General features: G+C 56.9%; 14 protein-coding genes. 7 read left to right on the top strand and 7 right to left on the bottom strand.

Translation table 11 applies throughout. From position 1 onward, the window contains the following. Positions 1–8: 8 nt before the first annotated feature. Positions 9–1,487, top strand: coding sequence for an inorganic phosphate transporter (locus AC2FJ6_RS04545; protein ID WP_496668505.1), 1,479 nt, complete (start codon positions 9–11; stop codon positions 1,485–1,487). Here the strand turns inward: AC2FJ6_RS04545 and AC2FJ6_RS04550 are convergent. Together AC2FJ6_RS04550 and AC2FJ6_RS04555 are read right to left on the bottom strand one after the other, a co-directional pair. Further along, positions 1,484–2,458, bottom strand: a complete 975-nt coding sequence (locus AC2FJ6_RS04550) for a 2-dehydropantoate 2-reductase (protein WP_480874701.1) — start codon at positions 2,456–2,458, stop codon at positions 1,484–1,486. The genes AC2FJ6_RS04545 and AC2FJ6_RS04550 overlap by 4 nt on opposite strands. 66 nt (positions 2,459–2,524) lie before the next feature. Continuing rightward, positions 2,525–3,487, bottom strand: coding sequence for a pirin family protein (locus AC2FJ6_RS04555; RefSeq protein WP_170770039.1), 963 nt, complete (start codon positions 3,485–3,487; stop codon positions 2,525–2,527). A gap of 292 nt (positions 3,488–3,779) precedes the next feature. On the opposite strand from AC2FJ6_RS04555, the gene AC2FJ6_RS04560 reads away from it, so the two are divergent. Next, on the top strand, positions 3,780–4,259 hold the full coding sequence (locus AC2FJ6_RS04560; protein ID WP_170770038.1) for a peptidase associated/transthyretin-like domain-containing protein: 480 nt from the start codon (positions 3,780–3,782) through the stop codon (positions 4,257–4,259). Continuing rightward, entirely contained in the window at positions 4,260–4,859 is a 600-nt protein-coding gene (locus AC2FJ6_RS04565; protein WP_170770037.1) for a ferric reductase-like transmembrane domain-containing protein, read from the top strand. Here the strand turns inward: AC2FJ6_RS04565 and argF are convergent. Beyond that, on the bottom strand, positions 4,856–5,782 hold the full coding sequence (argF, locus tag AC2FJ6_RS04570; protein WP_170770036.1) for an ornithine carbamoyltransferase: 927 nt from the start codon (positions 5,780–5,782) through the stop codon (positions 4,856–4,858). The two genes, AC2FJ6_RS04565 and argF, sit on opposite strands and share 4 nt — an antisense overlap. Positions 5,783–5,893: 111 nt before the next feature. Continuing rightward, positions 5,894–7,081: an aspartate aminotransferase family protein gene (locus AC2FJ6_RS04575; protein WP_496668507.1), complete on the bottom strand. Its 1,188-nt coding sequence runs from the start codon at positions 7,079–7,081 to the stop codon at positions 5,894–5,896. A gap of 292 nt (positions 7,082–7,373) precedes the next feature. On the opposite strand from AC2FJ6_RS04575, the gene AC2FJ6_RS04580 reads away from it, so the two are divergent. Further along, positions 7,374–8,264 carry a DMT family transporter gene (locus AC2FJ6_RS04580; protein WP_480874709.1) on the top strand — a complete coding sequence of 297 codons (891 nt, stop codon included), beginning with the start codon at positions 7,374–7,376 and terminating at the stop codon, positions 8,262–8,264. Here the strand turns inward: AC2FJ6_RS04580 and AC2FJ6_RS04585 are convergent. Then, the gene (locus AC2FJ6_RS04585; protein WP_496668509.1) at positions 8,246–9,049 is read right to left on the bottom strand and encodes an ABC transporter permease; all 804 of its coding nucleotides are present in this window, start codon (positions 9,047–9,049) and stop codon (positions 8,246–8,248) included. The two genes, AC2FJ6_RS04580 and AC2FJ6_RS04585, sit on opposite strands and share 19 nt — an antisense overlap. 126 nt (positions 9,050–9,175) lie before the next feature. Here AC2FJ6_RS04585 and AC2FJ6_RS04590 point away from each other — a divergent pair, with 126 nt between their 5' ends. Then, the gene (locus tag AC2FJ6_RS04590) at positions 9,176–9,754 is read left to right on the top strand and encodes a GcrA family cell cycle regulator (protein ID WP_170770617.1); all 579 of its coding nucleotides are present in this window, start codon (positions 9,176–9,178) and stop codon (positions 9,752–9,754) included. Positions 9,755–9,949: 195 nt separating this feature from the next. On the opposite strand, the gene AC2FJ6_RS04595 is transcribed toward AC2FJ6_RS04590, so the two are convergent. Next, positions 9,950–11,386: an arylsulfatase gene (locus AC2FJ6_RS04595; protein WP_496668511.1), complete on the bottom strand. Its 1,437-nt coding sequence runs from the start codon at positions 11,384–11,386 to the stop codon at positions 9,950–9,952. A gap of 254 nt (positions 11,387–11,640) precedes the next feature. Between AC2FJ6_RS04595 and AC2FJ6_RS04600 the strand changes: the two genes are divergently transcribed. Then, positions 11,641–13,587: a DUF3604 domain-containing protein gene (locus AC2FJ6_RS04600; RefSeq protein WP_496668513.1), complete on the top strand. Its 1,947-nt coding sequence runs from the start codon at positions 11,641–11,643 to the stop codon at positions 13,585–13,587. A 242-nt stretch (positions 13,588–13,829) separates the two neighbouring features. Next, a complete protein-coding gene (locus tag AC2FJ6_RS04605; RefSeq protein WP_170770030.1) occupies positions 13,830–14,243 on the top strand; it encodes a universal stress protein in 414 nt (137 codons plus the stop codon). A 75-nt stretch (positions 14,244–14,318) separates the two neighbouring features. Here the strand turns inward: AC2FJ6_RS04605 and AC2FJ6_RS04610 are convergent, their stop codons facing one another. Further along, on the bottom strand, positions 14,319–15,926 hold the full coding sequence (locus AC2FJ6_RS04610) for a BCCT family transporter (protein WP_170770029.1): 1,608 nt from the start codon (positions 15,924–15,926) through the stop codon (positions 14,319–14,321). Positions 15,927–16,260: the final 334 nt, after the last annotated feature.

A 16,260-nucleotide genomic window follows, 5' to 3' on the forward strand; every position in this document is an offset into this window, starting at 1 on the left:
AAAACCCAATGACTGAAATCCACACCAACAGCCGATGGAAGGCGCTGGACAGCGACCTGCACCGCATTTCGCGTATTGAACACGCGAATGCGTTCGTTGCGCGCCCGCTGCTGGCCTCCGGCGTTGCGTTGGCCTTTGTGGTGTTGGCGGGATTGACCGCTGCAGTGTTGTTTGGGCAGGCCGACGGGCGTCTGGTTGTGGTCGCGGCCGCCGTATTCGGCGCCTATATGGCGATCAATGTGGGCGCCAACGATGTCGCCAACAACATGGGCCCCGCCGTGGGCGCCAACGCGTTGCCGATGGGTGTCGCCATCACAATCGCCGCCATCGCCGAAAGCGCAGGTGCGCTGCTGGCCGGTGGTGATGTCGTGACGACTATTTCGCGCGATATCGTACATCCGGATTCGGTCACAACAGAAGCGCACTTTATCTGGGCCATGTTGGCGGCCCTGATGTCGGCGGCGTTGTGGGTCAATATCGCCACTTGGCTGAGGGCCCCGGTTTCGACCACGCATTCGGTCGTTGGGGGCGTGGTCGGCGCAGGCGTCGCAGCCGCAGGTCTGAGCGCCGTGAACTGGAGCACCGTCGGCACCATAGCACTCAGTTGGATGGTCTCGCCCGTGATTGGCGGCGCGGTCGCCGCCATGTTCCTGGCTTTTATCCGCGCGCGCATTCTGCGCCAGGACGACAAAATCACCGCCGCGCGCCGCTGGGTTCCTATTTTAGTGGGGCTGATGGCAGGTGCTTTTGCGACCTATATGGCGGTAAAAGGGTTAGAGCGGGTCGTCCAAGTTGATCCTGTCATCGCATTGAGCACCGGTGGAGGTTTGGGGCTTGTTTTCTGGCGACTTACGATCCCATGGGTGCACAGGCGGACCCGCAACATAGAGAACCGCCGCCGGGCGATGAAATCTCTGTTTGGCCTTCCTCTGATCATCGCTGCCATTTTCCTCAGCTTCGCGCATGGGGCAAATGACGTGGCGAACGCGATCGGCCCTTTGGCCGGGATCGTCCACGTGTCTGAATTCCACGACCTTGCCGCCACGGTAGCCGTGCCGCAATGGATCATGCTGATCGGCGCGTTTGGTATCTCTTTCGGTTTATTCCTGTTTGGTCCGCGCCTGATCCGCATGGTGGGTACCCAGATCACGAAACTGAACCCGATGCGTGCCTTTTGCATCGCCCTCGCCACAGCTCTGACCGTCATTCTGGCCAGTTGGCTGGGCTTACCCGTGAGCACCACCCATATCGCTATCGGCGCAGTATTCGGGGTGGGTTTCTTCCGCGAATGGGAGACAGATCGCCGCTGGAAAAAGTCCAACCAACAGCGCCCGCCTGAACAACGACGTGCCCGCGAGGAACGCCAACGCCGCAAGCTTGTCCGCCGGTCGCATTTCATGACGATCCTTGGGGCATGGATGGTGACAGTACCCGCCTCGGCCGTCATGTCGGCGATGATCTTCGGCCTTCTGACGGCCTTCCACTAATCCACAGCGCGCCTGACCTGATCAACGGATAAAGGCTGATCCTGCGCCTCTTCGATCAAAGCCTGCACACCCGCGCAATAAGGCGTCGCCACGCCATGCTGCACTCCGAGGCGGATAATCTCGCCTTGCAGGCTGTCGATCTCGGTAACGCGCCCGGCCATCAGGTCATATGCCATAGAGGTGCGCGCATTAGGATCTATCGTCAGCATCCGCGCCGCAATTTTTGAAAACAACGGCGTCGGCAGGCGAAGAACATGCGGAATAGCCCAAGCAGGCAACGGTGTGGTCGATGCAACGGGATGATCCGCAGCCCTGAGAACAGCCAGAGCCTCGGCCATTTGGTCGGCCATAAGCTGACGCCAGTTCCGGTCCATCAACTGCTGTTTCAACGTCATCCCGGACAAGGCGTTCAGCGCATTGTTGAGGTTGATGACCAGCTTGCCCCACTGAACGGCCTCGATCCTGTCGCTTTCGACAACAGGCAATTCCGCAGATCCCAGCGCCTGCCCCAAACCTCCTGCGCCGGATTGGATGACAATCTCGCCCGAGGTGGCCCGGTGAAACCGCCCGCCCTCCATAGGAACAACGTTGAACGGCACCATTCCGGCGCGGACATCCTGATCGGGCAAGGCAGCGCGCAGTACACGCGCATTCTCGATCCCGTTTTGCCAGGACAGCACTACCGACTGCGGCGCATATTGCCCAATCAGCGCAGCCATATCTGCCGTCGCTCCGGATTTGACGGTGACGATGACCACCTCGGCATCTGCCATGCACACCGGATCCTCGGCTAGGGTCAAAGTGTCAATGTGCCGGTTCTGCCCGGCAAAATCCGTCAGGGTCAGGCCATGTTGCCGGATCGGGTCCAAAACGCGGGCACGCCCCAACAGAGTGACCTCGTGACCGGCACTAGCAAGCAACCCGCCGCAATAACACCCGATACTGCCTGCACCCGCTATGGCGATTTTCATGGCGCCCTCCCCTTCAGACAAGAATTGCCGGGATAGGCCACTGGGGCAAGGTCACGTGACGTGCCGTCACCGCGCCAATCTGGGCTTCGTGCGTGCAAGCTGTTCAGAAATCTCGATATATTCGGCGTCATCTCCGGGGGGCAGTTGAAAAGCACCCTTCGCCCAATCGGCGGCCTGCCATTCCCGCGTGGCGGTCTCGATCTTTTCCTTCGAGGATGAGACAAAATTCCACCAGATATACCGATCTTGCCCCAATGTTGCGCCCCCTAACAGCATCAGCCGCGCCCCTGCTGGTCCTGCCCTGACCGAAAGGCGATCGCCTGGCCGGAACACCATCATGCGGCCGGCTTCGAAAACGTCGCCTGCAACCTCGATCGAGCCCTGCGTCACGTAGACGCCCCTATCCTCGTGATCGTCGGGCAAGGGAATGGCCGCGCCGGGGTCAAGTTGAACATCCAGATAAAAGGTCTCGGACAGCATGGTTACGGGGCTGGACGCGCCATAGGCCGATCCAAGGATGAGCCTCGCACTGACCCCTGTGTCCTGAATATGCGGCAACGCACATTGCTTGTGATGTTCGAAATCGGGGGCCATATCCTCGTGCTGGTCCGGCAGTGCGATCCAGGTCTGGATGCCGAACAGGCTGTGCTTTTTGCCGCGTGTTTCGGCGCTTGTGCGTTCCGAATGGGTCACACCGCGCCCCGCCACCATCCAGTTCACCTCGCCTGGATAGATCATCTGATGGGTGCCCAGACTGTCGCGATGTTCGAATTCACCCTGATACAGGTAAGTCACGGTACCCAGCCCAATATGCGGGTGCGGGCGCACGTCAATGCCACCATCGGTGATAAATTCCGCCGGGCCCATCTGGTCGAAGAAAATAAATGGTCCGACAAGCTGACGTTTTACCGAAGGCAGCGCCCGTCGCACCTCAAACCCGCCGAGATCGCGAGCCCGAGGAATGATCAGTGTTTCAAGCGCGGCGCTCTCAGACAGGCATTCGGGGCTGTGGGTGGGGTTCCAACTCATTCCGGTGTCCTCAGTTGCAAACGTAGGTTCTGTTCGTGAATGCAACATATACCCCAAAAAACATCATGAATACTGCAATTTTTGCACATAACTAGTGCGCATTGCGAGTTACATCATTTCATTGCAATTATGTTATCACATACCATTCGATTAGTCGCGGCAAAGAAACTCTGCTCCGAACGCCCAGAAGTGGCCCCCGCATCCTCGAGCCACTTCACAATTCGCATATCCTCCTCGGAATAAGCTGAGATCGTGCTATTTTATATCTAGCGTCAAACCGCAGGAGGATTGCATGACCGGTTCGCCCCTCAATCGTCGTTCTCTGATCGCAGGAGGCGGGGCTGTGTTGGCCTCGGGCCTTTTGGTTCCTGCGCGCGCCAAAGGGTTGGCGCCGACGCCGTCGATGCGCGGAGGATCGAACAACTATCGCCCCGGCGCACCTGTGGTCGAACGGATTGGTGGCGGCGGGTTCTGGATGACGGGTACCGTGCGCCGCGCAGGTGACGGTGCCCCTCTGCCCGGTCAACGCATTCAAATCTGGGCGCACACAACCGAAGGTCATGAGCGCGACCCCCAAAGCCACGGCGCAACCTTAACCGACGCGGAAGGTGCGTTCCGGCTGGAGATGCCGCAGATCGTGCCTGCTTTTGGGCAACCGCATGGGCATCTGGCCTATGATAGCGGCGAATTCGAGACGGTTTTCCTACGCCCTGTGATGTCCAGTGCACGGGACAAAACCCTTGCGGCGCATTTCGTGTTGCAACCTATCTAAGTGGCTCGTCGCACCGCATTGGTCTGGGTGGCCTTGTTTGTTGCGCTTTTGGTGCCAGTCATTGCTGCTGGCTTCAGCCCCTATCTGGCCTGGCGAAGTCCTATCTACATCGTTGCAGGTTTCGCGGGGGCGCTGTCGCTGAGCTTATTGTTGTTGCAGCCGCTATTGGCCTCAAAAGCTCTACCGGGAGTAACGCCACTTCTCAGCCGCCGCCTGCACCGCTGGGTTGGCCTGATTTTGATCGGTGCCATCATCATCCACGTCGCCGGGTTGTGGATCACCAGCCCGCCGGATGTTGTAGATGCTTTGACCTTCACATCACCCACTCCATTCTCAGTGTGGGGCGTCATGGCCATGTGGACTGCATTCGTGGCTTGTGGGTTGGGCGTTTTGAGGCAGCGGCTGGCCCTGCGGTTTCGCATCTGGCGGCTTTTGCACACCGTTTTAGCCTCTGTGACAATTGCCGGGACCGTCGCTCATGCGCTCCTGATTGAAGGCACGATGGAGGTTGTGACCAAAGCCGCCCTATGTGGTTTGGTTCTGGTGACGAGCGTTTGGACGCTCGCCAGATTGCGTGTATGGGACCTGCGCAGGCGTTAGACGCCCAGACACCAGCGCATCACAGCCTTTTGCGCGTGCAGACGGTTTTCGGCCTCGTCAAAGATCACCGAGTTCGAGCCGTCCATGACCTCGGATGTCGCCTCTTCTTCGCGGTGGGCCGGCAGGCAATGCATGAACAGCGCGTCCGGCTTAGCATGTGACATCAGTTCGGTATTGACCTGATAGGGGCGCAGAAGGTTGTGGCGGCGTTCCTTGGCAGACTGGCTGTCATGCATCGAGACCCACGTGTCGGCTACCACCAGATCGGCGCCTTGGACGGCTTTGAACGGATCACGCTCGATCACGATCTGCGACCCTTTTTGGCGGGCGAATCCCATGAACTCTTCTTCGGGGTCAAGCTGTGGAGGGCCTGTGAATGTGAAGTCGAAGCCAAATTGACCGGCCGCATGAAGAAAGGATGCGCAGACATTGTTGCCGTCGCCGGTCCAGACCACCTTTTTGCCTGCGATCGGCCCGCGATGTTCTTCAAATGTCAGGACATCGGCCATGATCTGACAGGGATGGGTGCGGTCGGTCAGGCCGTTGATGACCGGCACGTCCGAGAATTCGGCCATTTCCGTAAGGATCGTCTCGTCAAAGGTGCGGATCATGATCATGTCGACATAGCGCGACAGCACGCGCGCGGTGTCGGCGATGGTTTCTCCGTGACCCAGTTGCATGTCTTTGCCGGACAGCACCATCGTTTGCCCGCCCATTTGGCGCACGCCGACATCGAAAGACACGCGCGTCCGGGTCGAGGGTTTTTCGAAGATCAGAGCAACCATCCGATCCTTGAGGGGTTGTTCATCATCAACGGCGGCTTTGGGGCGGCCAAGGCGCGCCTGTTTCATTGCGCCGGCTTGGTCGATCATAGCCCGCAGGTCGCTTGCTTCGGTTTTGTGAATGTCGAGAAAATGGTTCATTTCGTTTCGCTTTTGGCTTTTGGTTGCCGGGGGCGCTGCCCGTCGTCATTGGATCTTGAACCAATGGCGCCCGAATGGCGGCCCCCGAGGTATTTTTGAACATAAGAAGGATCAGGCAGTGGTCAGATTGGCCTGGACCTGCTGCGCTGCTTTTTCCAGGCGGATCATGGCTTGCGCGATATCGTCCTCAGTCAGGGTCAGCGGTGGCAACAGGCGGATCACATTGTCGGCAGCAGGGACGGTGATGACTTCGTTGTCATAGCCCGCATTCACCACGTCGATATTGGTGGGCTTACATTTCAGACCCAGCATCAGACCAGTGCCGCGCACCTCTTCGAAAACATCCGGGTGGTCGGCAATCAGCCCTTCGAGTTTCTGACGCAGAAGGCCCGCCTTGCGGTTCACACCTTCGAGGAAGGCAGGGGTTGCCACTTGGTCAATCACTGCGCAGCCCACGGCGCAGCCCAGCGGGTTGCCGCCATAGGTCGATCCATGAGTGCCTGCGGTCATGCCGTTGGCGGCGTCTTCGGTGGCCAGGACGGCGCCCAGGGGGAACCCTCCGCCTATGCCTTTGGCAACCATCATGATATCCGGCGTGATCCCCGCCCATTCGTGGGCGAAGAGCTTGCCGGTTCGGCCCACGCCGCATTGCACTTCGTCTAGGATCAACAGCAGGCCATTGTCGTCGCAGATCTGGCGCAGCGCTTTCATTTCCGTGTCGGGAACGGGACGGATGCCGCCCTCGCCCTGCACCGGTTCGATCAGAATCGCGGCAGTTTTCTCGGTGATGGCGTTGGTGACGCCGTCAAGATCACCGAACGTGACATGCACAAAACCCGGCAGCAGCGGGCCAAAACCCTTGGTCATCTTCTCGGACCCTGCCGCTGCGATCCCAGCCGAAGACCGACCGTGGAACGAGCCGTCGAATGTGATGATCTCGACCCGTTCTGGCTGACCTTTGTCATAGAAATGCTTGCGGGCCATTTTCACGGCCAGTTCACAGGATTCCGTACCGGAGTTGGTGAAGAACACCGTATCGGCAAAGGTATGTTCCACCAGCTTGTCGGCCAAGGCCTGCTGCTGAGGAATGTGGTAGAGGTTCGAGACATGCCACAGCGCATGCGCCTGTTCGGACAACGCGTTCACCAGCGCCGGATGCGCATGGCCCAGCGCGTTCACGGCGATCCCGGCGCCGAGATCAAGGAAACGTCGGCCATCCGCCTCGATCAGCCAGGCGCCCTCACCTTTCACGAAGGTCAGAGGCGCGCGATTATAGGTCGGCAGAACGGACGGGATCATGGGATCATCCTTTTTGGATCAGTTGAGCCTCGTGAGTGAAACACGAAGGCCCTATTCGTCAACAGATTTGGTGGAGTTTGCGCGGAATTACAGCGCGCAATAGATCAAACAGGCCGGTTACGCAGTGATGCGTCGACGTCGGAGGCGCAGGATATGTGCAGTCTTGACCATGCAAGCGCGTATAGCGAGGTCTGCACCAACAGGGAACCCCGAAATGAACGCGTGGTCGAATTTCCGTCCTAGGGTGAACTTGTCCCTTGCTATTTGAAGCTCCTTGGCGCACCGCTGGCCCATGACACCCGCCCGCCATAACCCGCCGTTCGCGGCCTTGCTGATCATTGCAGCCAGCGCGCTTCTTGCCGGGACAACCCTGCTGGCCAAGGCGTTGGGAACAGATGAGTTGGGCCCAGCCCTGCACCCGATGCAGATCAGCCACGGGCGGTTTATGTTCGCGTTTCTGGTCATTGTTAGCGCGGTTGGCATTCTGCGCCCACGCCTGAGCCGCCCGCATTGGGGGCTGCATATCGGGCGCACCAGCTTTGGCTGGTTGGGGATCACACTGATGTTCGCTTCGGTCGCGTTTATCCCGCTCGCCGATGCCACTGCGATATCCTTCCTGAACCCGGTTTTCGCCATGGTGCTAGCAATTCCATTGCTACGGGAAACCATCGGCCCGTGGCGCTGGCTTGCAGCAGCGGTCGCTTTGGCCGGAGCTTTGATCTTGCTGCGCCCCACCCCCGACAGTTTTCAACCCGCTGCGTTGCTGGCGCTGACGGCCGCCGTGGTGATCGGGATGGAGCTGATTTTCATCAAGAAGCTATCCGGTCGAGAGATTCCCATCCAGATTCTGCTGATCAACAATGCGATGGGCCTGACCATCGCCTCGGTCGCGGTCAGCTTCGTGTTCCAGATGCCCACCCCGCAGCAATGGGCGGCGCTGGCCGGAATCGGAGTGCTGATGGCCTGTGCACAGGCGTGTTTCGTCAACGGAATGGCGCGGGCGGACGCATCATTTGTTGCACCGATCAGCTATGTCACGCTCATCTTTGCCGCGTTCTATGATTTCGCCATTTTCCGCGTTGTGCCTGATTGGATTAGCACGCTGGGCGCCACGATCATCCTGACCGGAGGTCTGATCCTCGTCTGGCGCGAAGGACGGCAGCGTCAGGCCTTGAGCCGATAACCTGTTCGCAACATCTGCCAGGTCGCCGCGCCTACCAAAAGGGTTGCGCCTGCGCAGATAACCATCCCCAGCCACGCAGAGCTATCGGACACCCCGATCATCCCATATCGCAGCCCGTCGATCAGATAGAAAACCGGGTTCACGTGGCTCAGGCGGTTCAATACGGGTGGTAGAGCCTCTACCGAGTAAAATGTGCCCGACAGGAACGCCAGTGGTGTGACGATAAAATTGGTAATCGCCGCCATCTGGTCGAATTTATTGGCGAAAATCCCGGCAAACAGGCCAAGTGCGCCCATGAAAGCCCCGCCCAGTACCACAAAAATCAACGCGATAAGTGGGTTTTGCGGCACGATACCCAACACCAGGGCCAAAGCTATGGCGACCACCAGCGCGATCAGAACGCCCCGCGCAATCCCGCCTGCCAGATAACCCAACAGGATCTCCAGCGGCGATAAGGGCGGCATAAGCGTATCGACAATGTTGCCCTGCACCTTGGCGATCACCATCGACGAGGAGGTATTGGCAAAAGCGTTCTGGATCACGGTCATCATCATGATCCCGGGCGCTAGAAAGGTCAGGAACGGCACACCCATAACGTCCGAACGGCTGGGGCTGATGGCGATGTTGAAGATCAGCAGAAACAGGCCCGCCGTTACCAAAGGGGCCAAAAGGGTCTGTGTCCACACCCCCATGAACCGAAGCGTTTCGCGTTGCGCCAGGGTGAAAAGGCCCATCCAATTCACCGCGCCAAAGCGGCGCGCGTCCTGTTCGATCAGATTCTGCATGACCCACCCCATAGCTGATTCGAGAACCGCTTGTAACTCGGGCGGCAGTGATTAGAATAGGGCGCTGAGATGATTTCCCAAGGCGGCCCGAATCCGGGGCCGCTTTCCGCTTTTGAAAGGCAAATGATGTCCTGGACTGACGAGCGTGTAGAACTGCTGAAAAAGATGTGGGGCGAGGGCCAGTCGGCCAGCCAGATCGCCAAAGAACTGGGCGGCGTGACCCGCAATGCGGTGATCGGTAAGGTTCACCGTCTGGGCCTGTCGAACCGCGCAACCGGCGCGACCCCGGCCAAGGCCGAACCGAAGGAAAAACCGGCCCCCGCTGCGCCCAAGGCCGAGGCCAAACCGAAACCCGCGCCCAAGACCGAACCCGCGCGCCCCGCACCCGCTCCGACGGCCGAGGCGAAGCCCGCCGTGCCCGCCCGCCGCCAGATCATCCCGGCCGGTCAACCGCTGCCGCCGCAGCCTTCAGCCAACGAAATCAGCCCCGAGGCTCTGGCCAAGGTCAACGAGGTCGAGAAAAAGGCCAAGAAGCTGACGCTGATGGAACTGACTGAGAAAACCTGCAAATGGCCCGTCGGCGACCCCGCAACCGAGGATTTCTGGTTCTGCGGCCTGCCGGTTGAGGCCGGTAAGCCTTATTGCGAGGCGCATGTGGGCGTGGCCTTCCAACCTATGAGCTCGCGCCGCGATCGTAGGCGGTGATTGGGAACACCGGAACCTAAATAGACATTGTAGAGCTTGAAAAGAGTGGAGGCGTTTCGTGAAGCCTCCTACTGGAAGTGTTGTGAATTCAAGAACTAAGCAAGGCGCAACGAGCCCTCACAAGGAAAACACCCTCGCTGAAAGCTGCGAGGGTGATTTGGGTCCGAGCGTCGGCTGGGCGGACAAAGCCGTCACTCAGTCGTTGGGTGGTTCATAGGGATCCGGCGTTCCCGGGGGGATCGGAGGAAACTTCTCGAATGTAGCGAGGTGCTCCTGCAACTGTGGCAGAGCCTTTTCAGCCGCCCATGTGTGCGGGAAGAGTACGCTTTCACGCTCGTGTGGGTCATTCAAAAGGTTATAGAGCCTTGGTGTGTCGAAAGACTCCGTTGCACCAAAAGCCGTCGTATTCTCTTTGAAAAGAACTTTCCAATCCTTCCATTTTACGCCGAATATCTGCTCACCCATGTAGACGATCACGCCTTCTCGGTTTGAGTTTGGTTGGTCACCAAGAAAGAACTTTGACTGGTCGACACCATCAAAGGCTCTGTCATCAGGTACCTTGCCCCCTGCGAAAGCCGCAAGTGTCGGATAGAGATCCATTGAGTGGACAACATCGTTGCTTTCAGAACCGGCAGGGATCTTTCCCGGCCACTTGATTGCAAAGGGTACACGCATACTTCCTTCGAGGCTGGTGAATAGAGTACCGCGCCAAGGTCCGGCCGTACCATGTACCGCAGGAACTGGCGAGACGTTGGCGTTCCCAACCGGAAGAGCTTCGGGGCCGTTGTCAGCAGTAAATATCACCACGGTGTCGTCGGAAACGCCTGCTGCCTCAATCGCATCAACAATGCGCCCGATATAGCTATCTGTTTGAAACAGAATGTCGGCCCAGACGCCGTTTCCAGTGGCGCCTTCGAACTCCTCGGACACGATGTTTGGATAGTGGGTCTGAGTATAAGCAAGATAGATGAAAAACGGCGCGTCTTCGGTACTCTTTGCTTCGACAAATTCGATGGCTTTTTTCGTCAGGTCGCCATCTATTTCGCCGCGATAGTCCAGATCGTAGTCTTGAGCGATGGTTGCTGGCTCGCCAGCAACACCTTGCATCACAACCGGCTCTTCCATGTTGGCATCGGCAAAACCCGGAAGCGTGCGCCAGACTGTAACGTCAGTGGTCTCAACGCCGTAAAACTCATCGAATCCTTGATTCGTTGGATAGCGCCCTTCGGTCCATCCAAGGTGCCATTTCCCGTACATGGCCGTGCTGTATCCTACATCCTTCAGCATCTCGGCCATCGTGATTTCCCATTGGGTCAGACCGTAAACGCCACCTCCCAGTGGGACCGTATGGTTGCCGCTCCGGATGCCGTACCGTCCAGTCATGGTCGCTGCGCGGGACGGCGTGCACTGGCTTTCCACGTTGAAGTTCGTGAGTCGTAGTCCTTCCGCAGCGAGGGCGTCCATCTCGGGAGTCGCAGTACCACGGATTATGCCACCTCCATTGAACCCGGGTTCGCCCCACCCAAAATTATCTAGAAATATGAATACGATGTTAGGTTTTTCTTGAGCCGAAGCGGCCTCGGCAAATAGAAGAGATAAGGACAGTAGGAATGTGCGGGACAACCACTTCATAACAACATCTCCAAATTAGGCTCACGGACTCAAGACTGTCGAACGAAGCTGCCAGTCGTCAAGAACGGCCACTCGTTGCGGTATTTTCTCACAGTGGTAGAGCGTCAGATTTGCGGGCGAAGCTGCGGTCCGGTTTTGGTCGAATCTCCCTCAGGCTCTCTTTTGCTCAACAATGAAAAACCGTTGTTTTCCTTGACGAACAACCGACTCAGATGTTGCCATAAGCTGGCATTCAGCTCGGCTGGGAGGTTCATATGAAGTTTTTTCTAACGACATCGACAGCAATAGTTTCCGCAGCATTCATAACAAGCTCATCAGATGCTCAAGAGGCCGCACAAGGTGGGCTAGTCGGAGAGATGACCATATCGGTTGATGATATGCGTGAACCCGCACCCGCCGATTTCTCACCCTATGCAGGTCGGGATTTTCCTACGCGACCTTTGTGGGGTGACACTCACCTGCACACATCAAATTCACTCGATGCCCGCGGATTTGGCGTTATTCTGAGCCCCGACGATGCCTATAGGTTTGCACGTGGTGAGGAAGTCACCACATCACATGGCCTCCGTGTGAAGTTATCGCGTCCGCTCGACTGGCTTGTTGTATCCGATCATTCTGATGCCATGGGTGCAATGAATGAAATCATCGCGGGAAACTCCACGCTGATGCGCGATGCAACGCTCAGAGACTGGAGCGAACGGCTTAATGCGGGCGGAGACGTTGCACTTGGAGCCACTATGGAAGTCATTGAGACCTTTGCTGGCATCACGGGCGAGGCACTTCCCGAAGCTGTTGCAGATCGAAGGTTTGTACAATCCGTGTGGGACAAGTTCACGCAAACTGCGGATCATCACAATGACCCTGGCACGTTCACTGCGTTCATCGGGTACGAGTGGACATCTACCGAAGCTGGCAACAACCTCCACCGCAATGTGATCTACCGGGATGATGCCATTCGCGCTCGGCAAATGCTGCCCTTCACAACCGCAGAAACATTTAATCCGGAACGGCTATGGGATTGGATGGAAACTTATGAACTAGAGACTGGTGGTCGTGTACTGGCCCTTGCTCACAATGGCAACGTCTCCAACGGTTTGATGTTTCCGGTCGAGACAAACCCTGAAACGGGTGAGCCTTTGACAGAAGACTACGCAGAGCGGCGTGCCAAGTGGGAGCCGATGTATGAGATTACCCAGATCAAAGGTGATGGAGAAACTCACCCGTTTCTCAGCCCGAACGATGAGTTCGCTGACTATGAAACCTGGGATAAATCCAATCTGGGTCCGACACTCAAAGAAGACTGGATGCTTCAGTACGAATACGCCCGCGAGGCCTTGAAGAACGGTCTCAAGCTAGAAGCTCAGCTCGGCACCAATCCATACAAGTTCGGAGTAGTGGGCTCGACCGACAGCCATACTGCTTTGGCAACGGCGGAAGAAGACAATTTCTTTGGCAAACACTCTGGCGTCGAGCCGGAACCTGGCCGTTGGCAGCATGTCGTTGGCGAGTTCGATGCCCTGAGGATTCTCGGGTGGGAAATGGCAGCCTCAGGCTATGCAGCGGTTTGGGCTCAGGACAACACACGCGAAGCCATATTCGACGCCATGGAACGGAAAGAAGTATACGGGACAACCGGTAGTCGCATCGCGGTTCGTTTCTTTGGTGGTTGGGATTTTACGGAAGCTGACGCAAGATCTCGATTGCCCGCAGAAATAGGATATGAAAAAGGCGTTCCGATGGGTGGGGACCTCGCGGACGCGACACAAGGCGCGGACGCCCCAACCTTCCTGGTTGCTGCGCTGAAAGATCCGTTCTCCGGCAATCTCGACCGTGTTCAGATTGTGAAAGGTTGGCTAAATTCCAGCGGCGAAACTGAGGAGCGTGTCTATGATGTGGCTTGGTCGGGAGACCGAGAACCCGATGCGGACGGCAACCTGCCAACGGTAGGGAACACCGTGGATGTTGCAACGGGCACGTTTACGAATTCAATAGGTTCCCCGGAACTGATCACCGTTTGGAAAGACCCCGATTTCGATCCTTCTATGAGCGCTTTCTACTATGCCCGTGTCTTGGAAATTCCCACACCGAGATGGACAATTTACGATGCCGTTCGGTTCGGAGACGAACTGCCTGCCGAGGTGCCCACGTCAACTCAGGAACGTGCTTACACTTCGCCAATTTGGTATACTCCCGAGGGCTGAAATATACCTAATCTGTCGTCGTTACGGCAAAAGCCCGGCAGTTCCTGTCGCAGCAACACTAGGCTAGTGCGTTCATGCGAACGTCCGCTTAGGACGCGACGCAACCATTGGTTGCGTACTACATCAGAAACTGCTTAGCGGACAAAGCGCCCGCTGTTTATGGAACGCGGTCGCTCTTGACTGTCCGCTTTGCAAAGTCATTCAATACTTATTGGCCAAATGCGTGAAACGGGATGTTGTAGATGCCACGTGATACGAAATTAATCCTATGCCCGCTAAACCTTCGTCACGTCAGGTTGGACTACAGCGCCTACGAAGAAGCAATCGCAATGGCCAGGCGCAGAGAAGCGCGGCTTCTCGTGGTGACAGTTGCGCCAGAAATGGAGCGAAACTTGAATATTCGCGACTCTGTTGGCTATTGGAGCGAGCAATTGGAGAAGTTTGTGAAAGATCACCCGGCGGAAGGCGTCGAATTAGAAACTGTTGTTCGAACCGGTGCTGTGCATCGGCAAATCGTAAAGCTCGCCGATGAACGCAACGTGGATATGATCGTGATGGAGGCGGCCAACCCAAAGATTCAGGATTACCTCCTGGGAACGACCGCCAGCCACGTAGTGACACATGCCAGTTGCTCGGTTTTTGTTGTTCGGCACTAGTCGATTCAAAAACCTCGGCAACCCGATGTGATGGCTCCCTTATTTTAGGAAGCCATCATTGATTTTGTCCGCTTGCTACAGCTTTTTGTACTCGGATCGCAGAGCCAGCCACAGACAGTAGCACATAATGAGGATCACCAGTGTAAATGGAATCCCCATTGACACGGCAGCCCCTTGGAGGGCGTTCAATCCACCGCCTAGAAGAAGCGCAATTGCAACCAAACCTTCCAAAGTGCACCACCAAACACGCTGAACAACGGGCGCATCCAGTTTACCACCTGCGGTGATAGTATCGATAACCAACGACCCTGAATCAGATGACGTGACAAAGAAGATCACAATCAAAATCAGCGAGATCGGGGCGACGATATTGTACAGAGGCAACTCCTTGAGGAAGCCGAACAGGGCGCCCTCTGGCGCATAACTGTCGATGACGGTTGCTTTGACGCCTTCAGCGCTACCTGCGTTCAGCATGTCAATCGCGGCCCCTCCAAAAGTGGACATCCACAATGCGCAGACCGCCGTAGGAGCAATAAGGGCACAAAGAACAAACTCACGCACCGTACGACCCCGAGAGATCCGGGCAATGAACATTCCCACGAAAGGAGACCATGCAATCCACCATGCCCAGTAGAACGTAGTCCACCCATGGAAAAAGCTGGTATCCTCTCTGCCAAAGGGATTGGAGAGCGCAGGTAGCAGCGTGACATAGTCTACCATGACTGAAACGTAACGAGCAATTGCGGCCGCCACCCCGGTCATTGCGATCACAAAAATAAACAGCCCCACAGCCATGATCATGTTGATCTCAGATAGCCGTTTCACACCGGCATCCATTCCCAACAAAACAGAACCAAGCGCAATGAGCGTGATCGCGACAATGATGATGACGGTCAATGTGGGCGAAGGCGTGATGCCAAACACTTCATTCAAACCTGCGGCAACCTGTTGCGCACCGAGGCCCAACGAGGTGGTTAGTCCGAAGAGGGTCGCAAACACGGCCAGCGTGTCGATGACATGCCCCCAGAAGCCCCAGACACGTTCACCGAGTAGCGGAAAGAACGCCGACCTAAGCGTCAGCGGCAGGTTCAAGTTGTATGCAAAAATCGCCAGTGCCAGTCCCACTGCAGCGTACACAGCCCAACCTTCGAGACCCCAGTGATGGATCGTACCAACAACACCGATATACTCATTGCCGGGCTCGGTGATGTCGATGTTTAAGGGGCGCGCATTCCCATCTTCCGAGAAGTTGTAGTACACGGGCTCCAATACACCGAAGAACAGTAGACCGATCCCGATTCCTGCGGCAAACATCATTGCGATCCAACCCGCATACGAGTAGTCGGGTTTCGCATCTTTTCCGCCAATTCTGACCTTTCCGACCGGCAAGACAATGAGCGCCAGGCAGAACAAGGTGATCGCATTCACCGACAACACAAGAAACCAATCAAAGGTGCTGGTCAGCCACGGCCGAAGCCAGCCAAAAAATGCAGCGGCCGCTTCCTGATTGGCCAATGCCACGATCACGAAGCCTAGGATCAGCAAACCAGAAACGATGAAGACAGGGTTATGGATGTCTAACCCGAGGGGTCTGATGTTGTCCTGTCCGAGTTCATATTCAGTCTCGAAATCCCAGACGCGAGGGTCTGGGTCGAGCATCTTTTTTTGACTTGTATCTGACATTTTACCTCCCTAAGCGCATGTGTCATGCGCCTTAGCGTTGCACAACCTGCGGCAATCTGTCCAACATTCAGTCAGACGCAGCTGCCACGATTGACGGTGTTCCAAGGGCCAACACAGCAGAGATTTCGAACGGGACCGGTCAAATCGGCTTACAAATGCGAAAAATTCAACAGGATCAACTTGCCGCGCACCGACCCAGACGTTCGCGCGAAAACGCCGAGACCTGCAAGACTTTATGACATTGTTTTCTGTGGCCCGTATAGCCAGATCAACTGCAACGCAGCCCCCCACTTAGGTTAAGTCCACTTCTGGCTGAAAGCCCCAGCATCTTCGC

This window comes from Ruegeria sp. CDSA089, assembly GCF_059612205.1.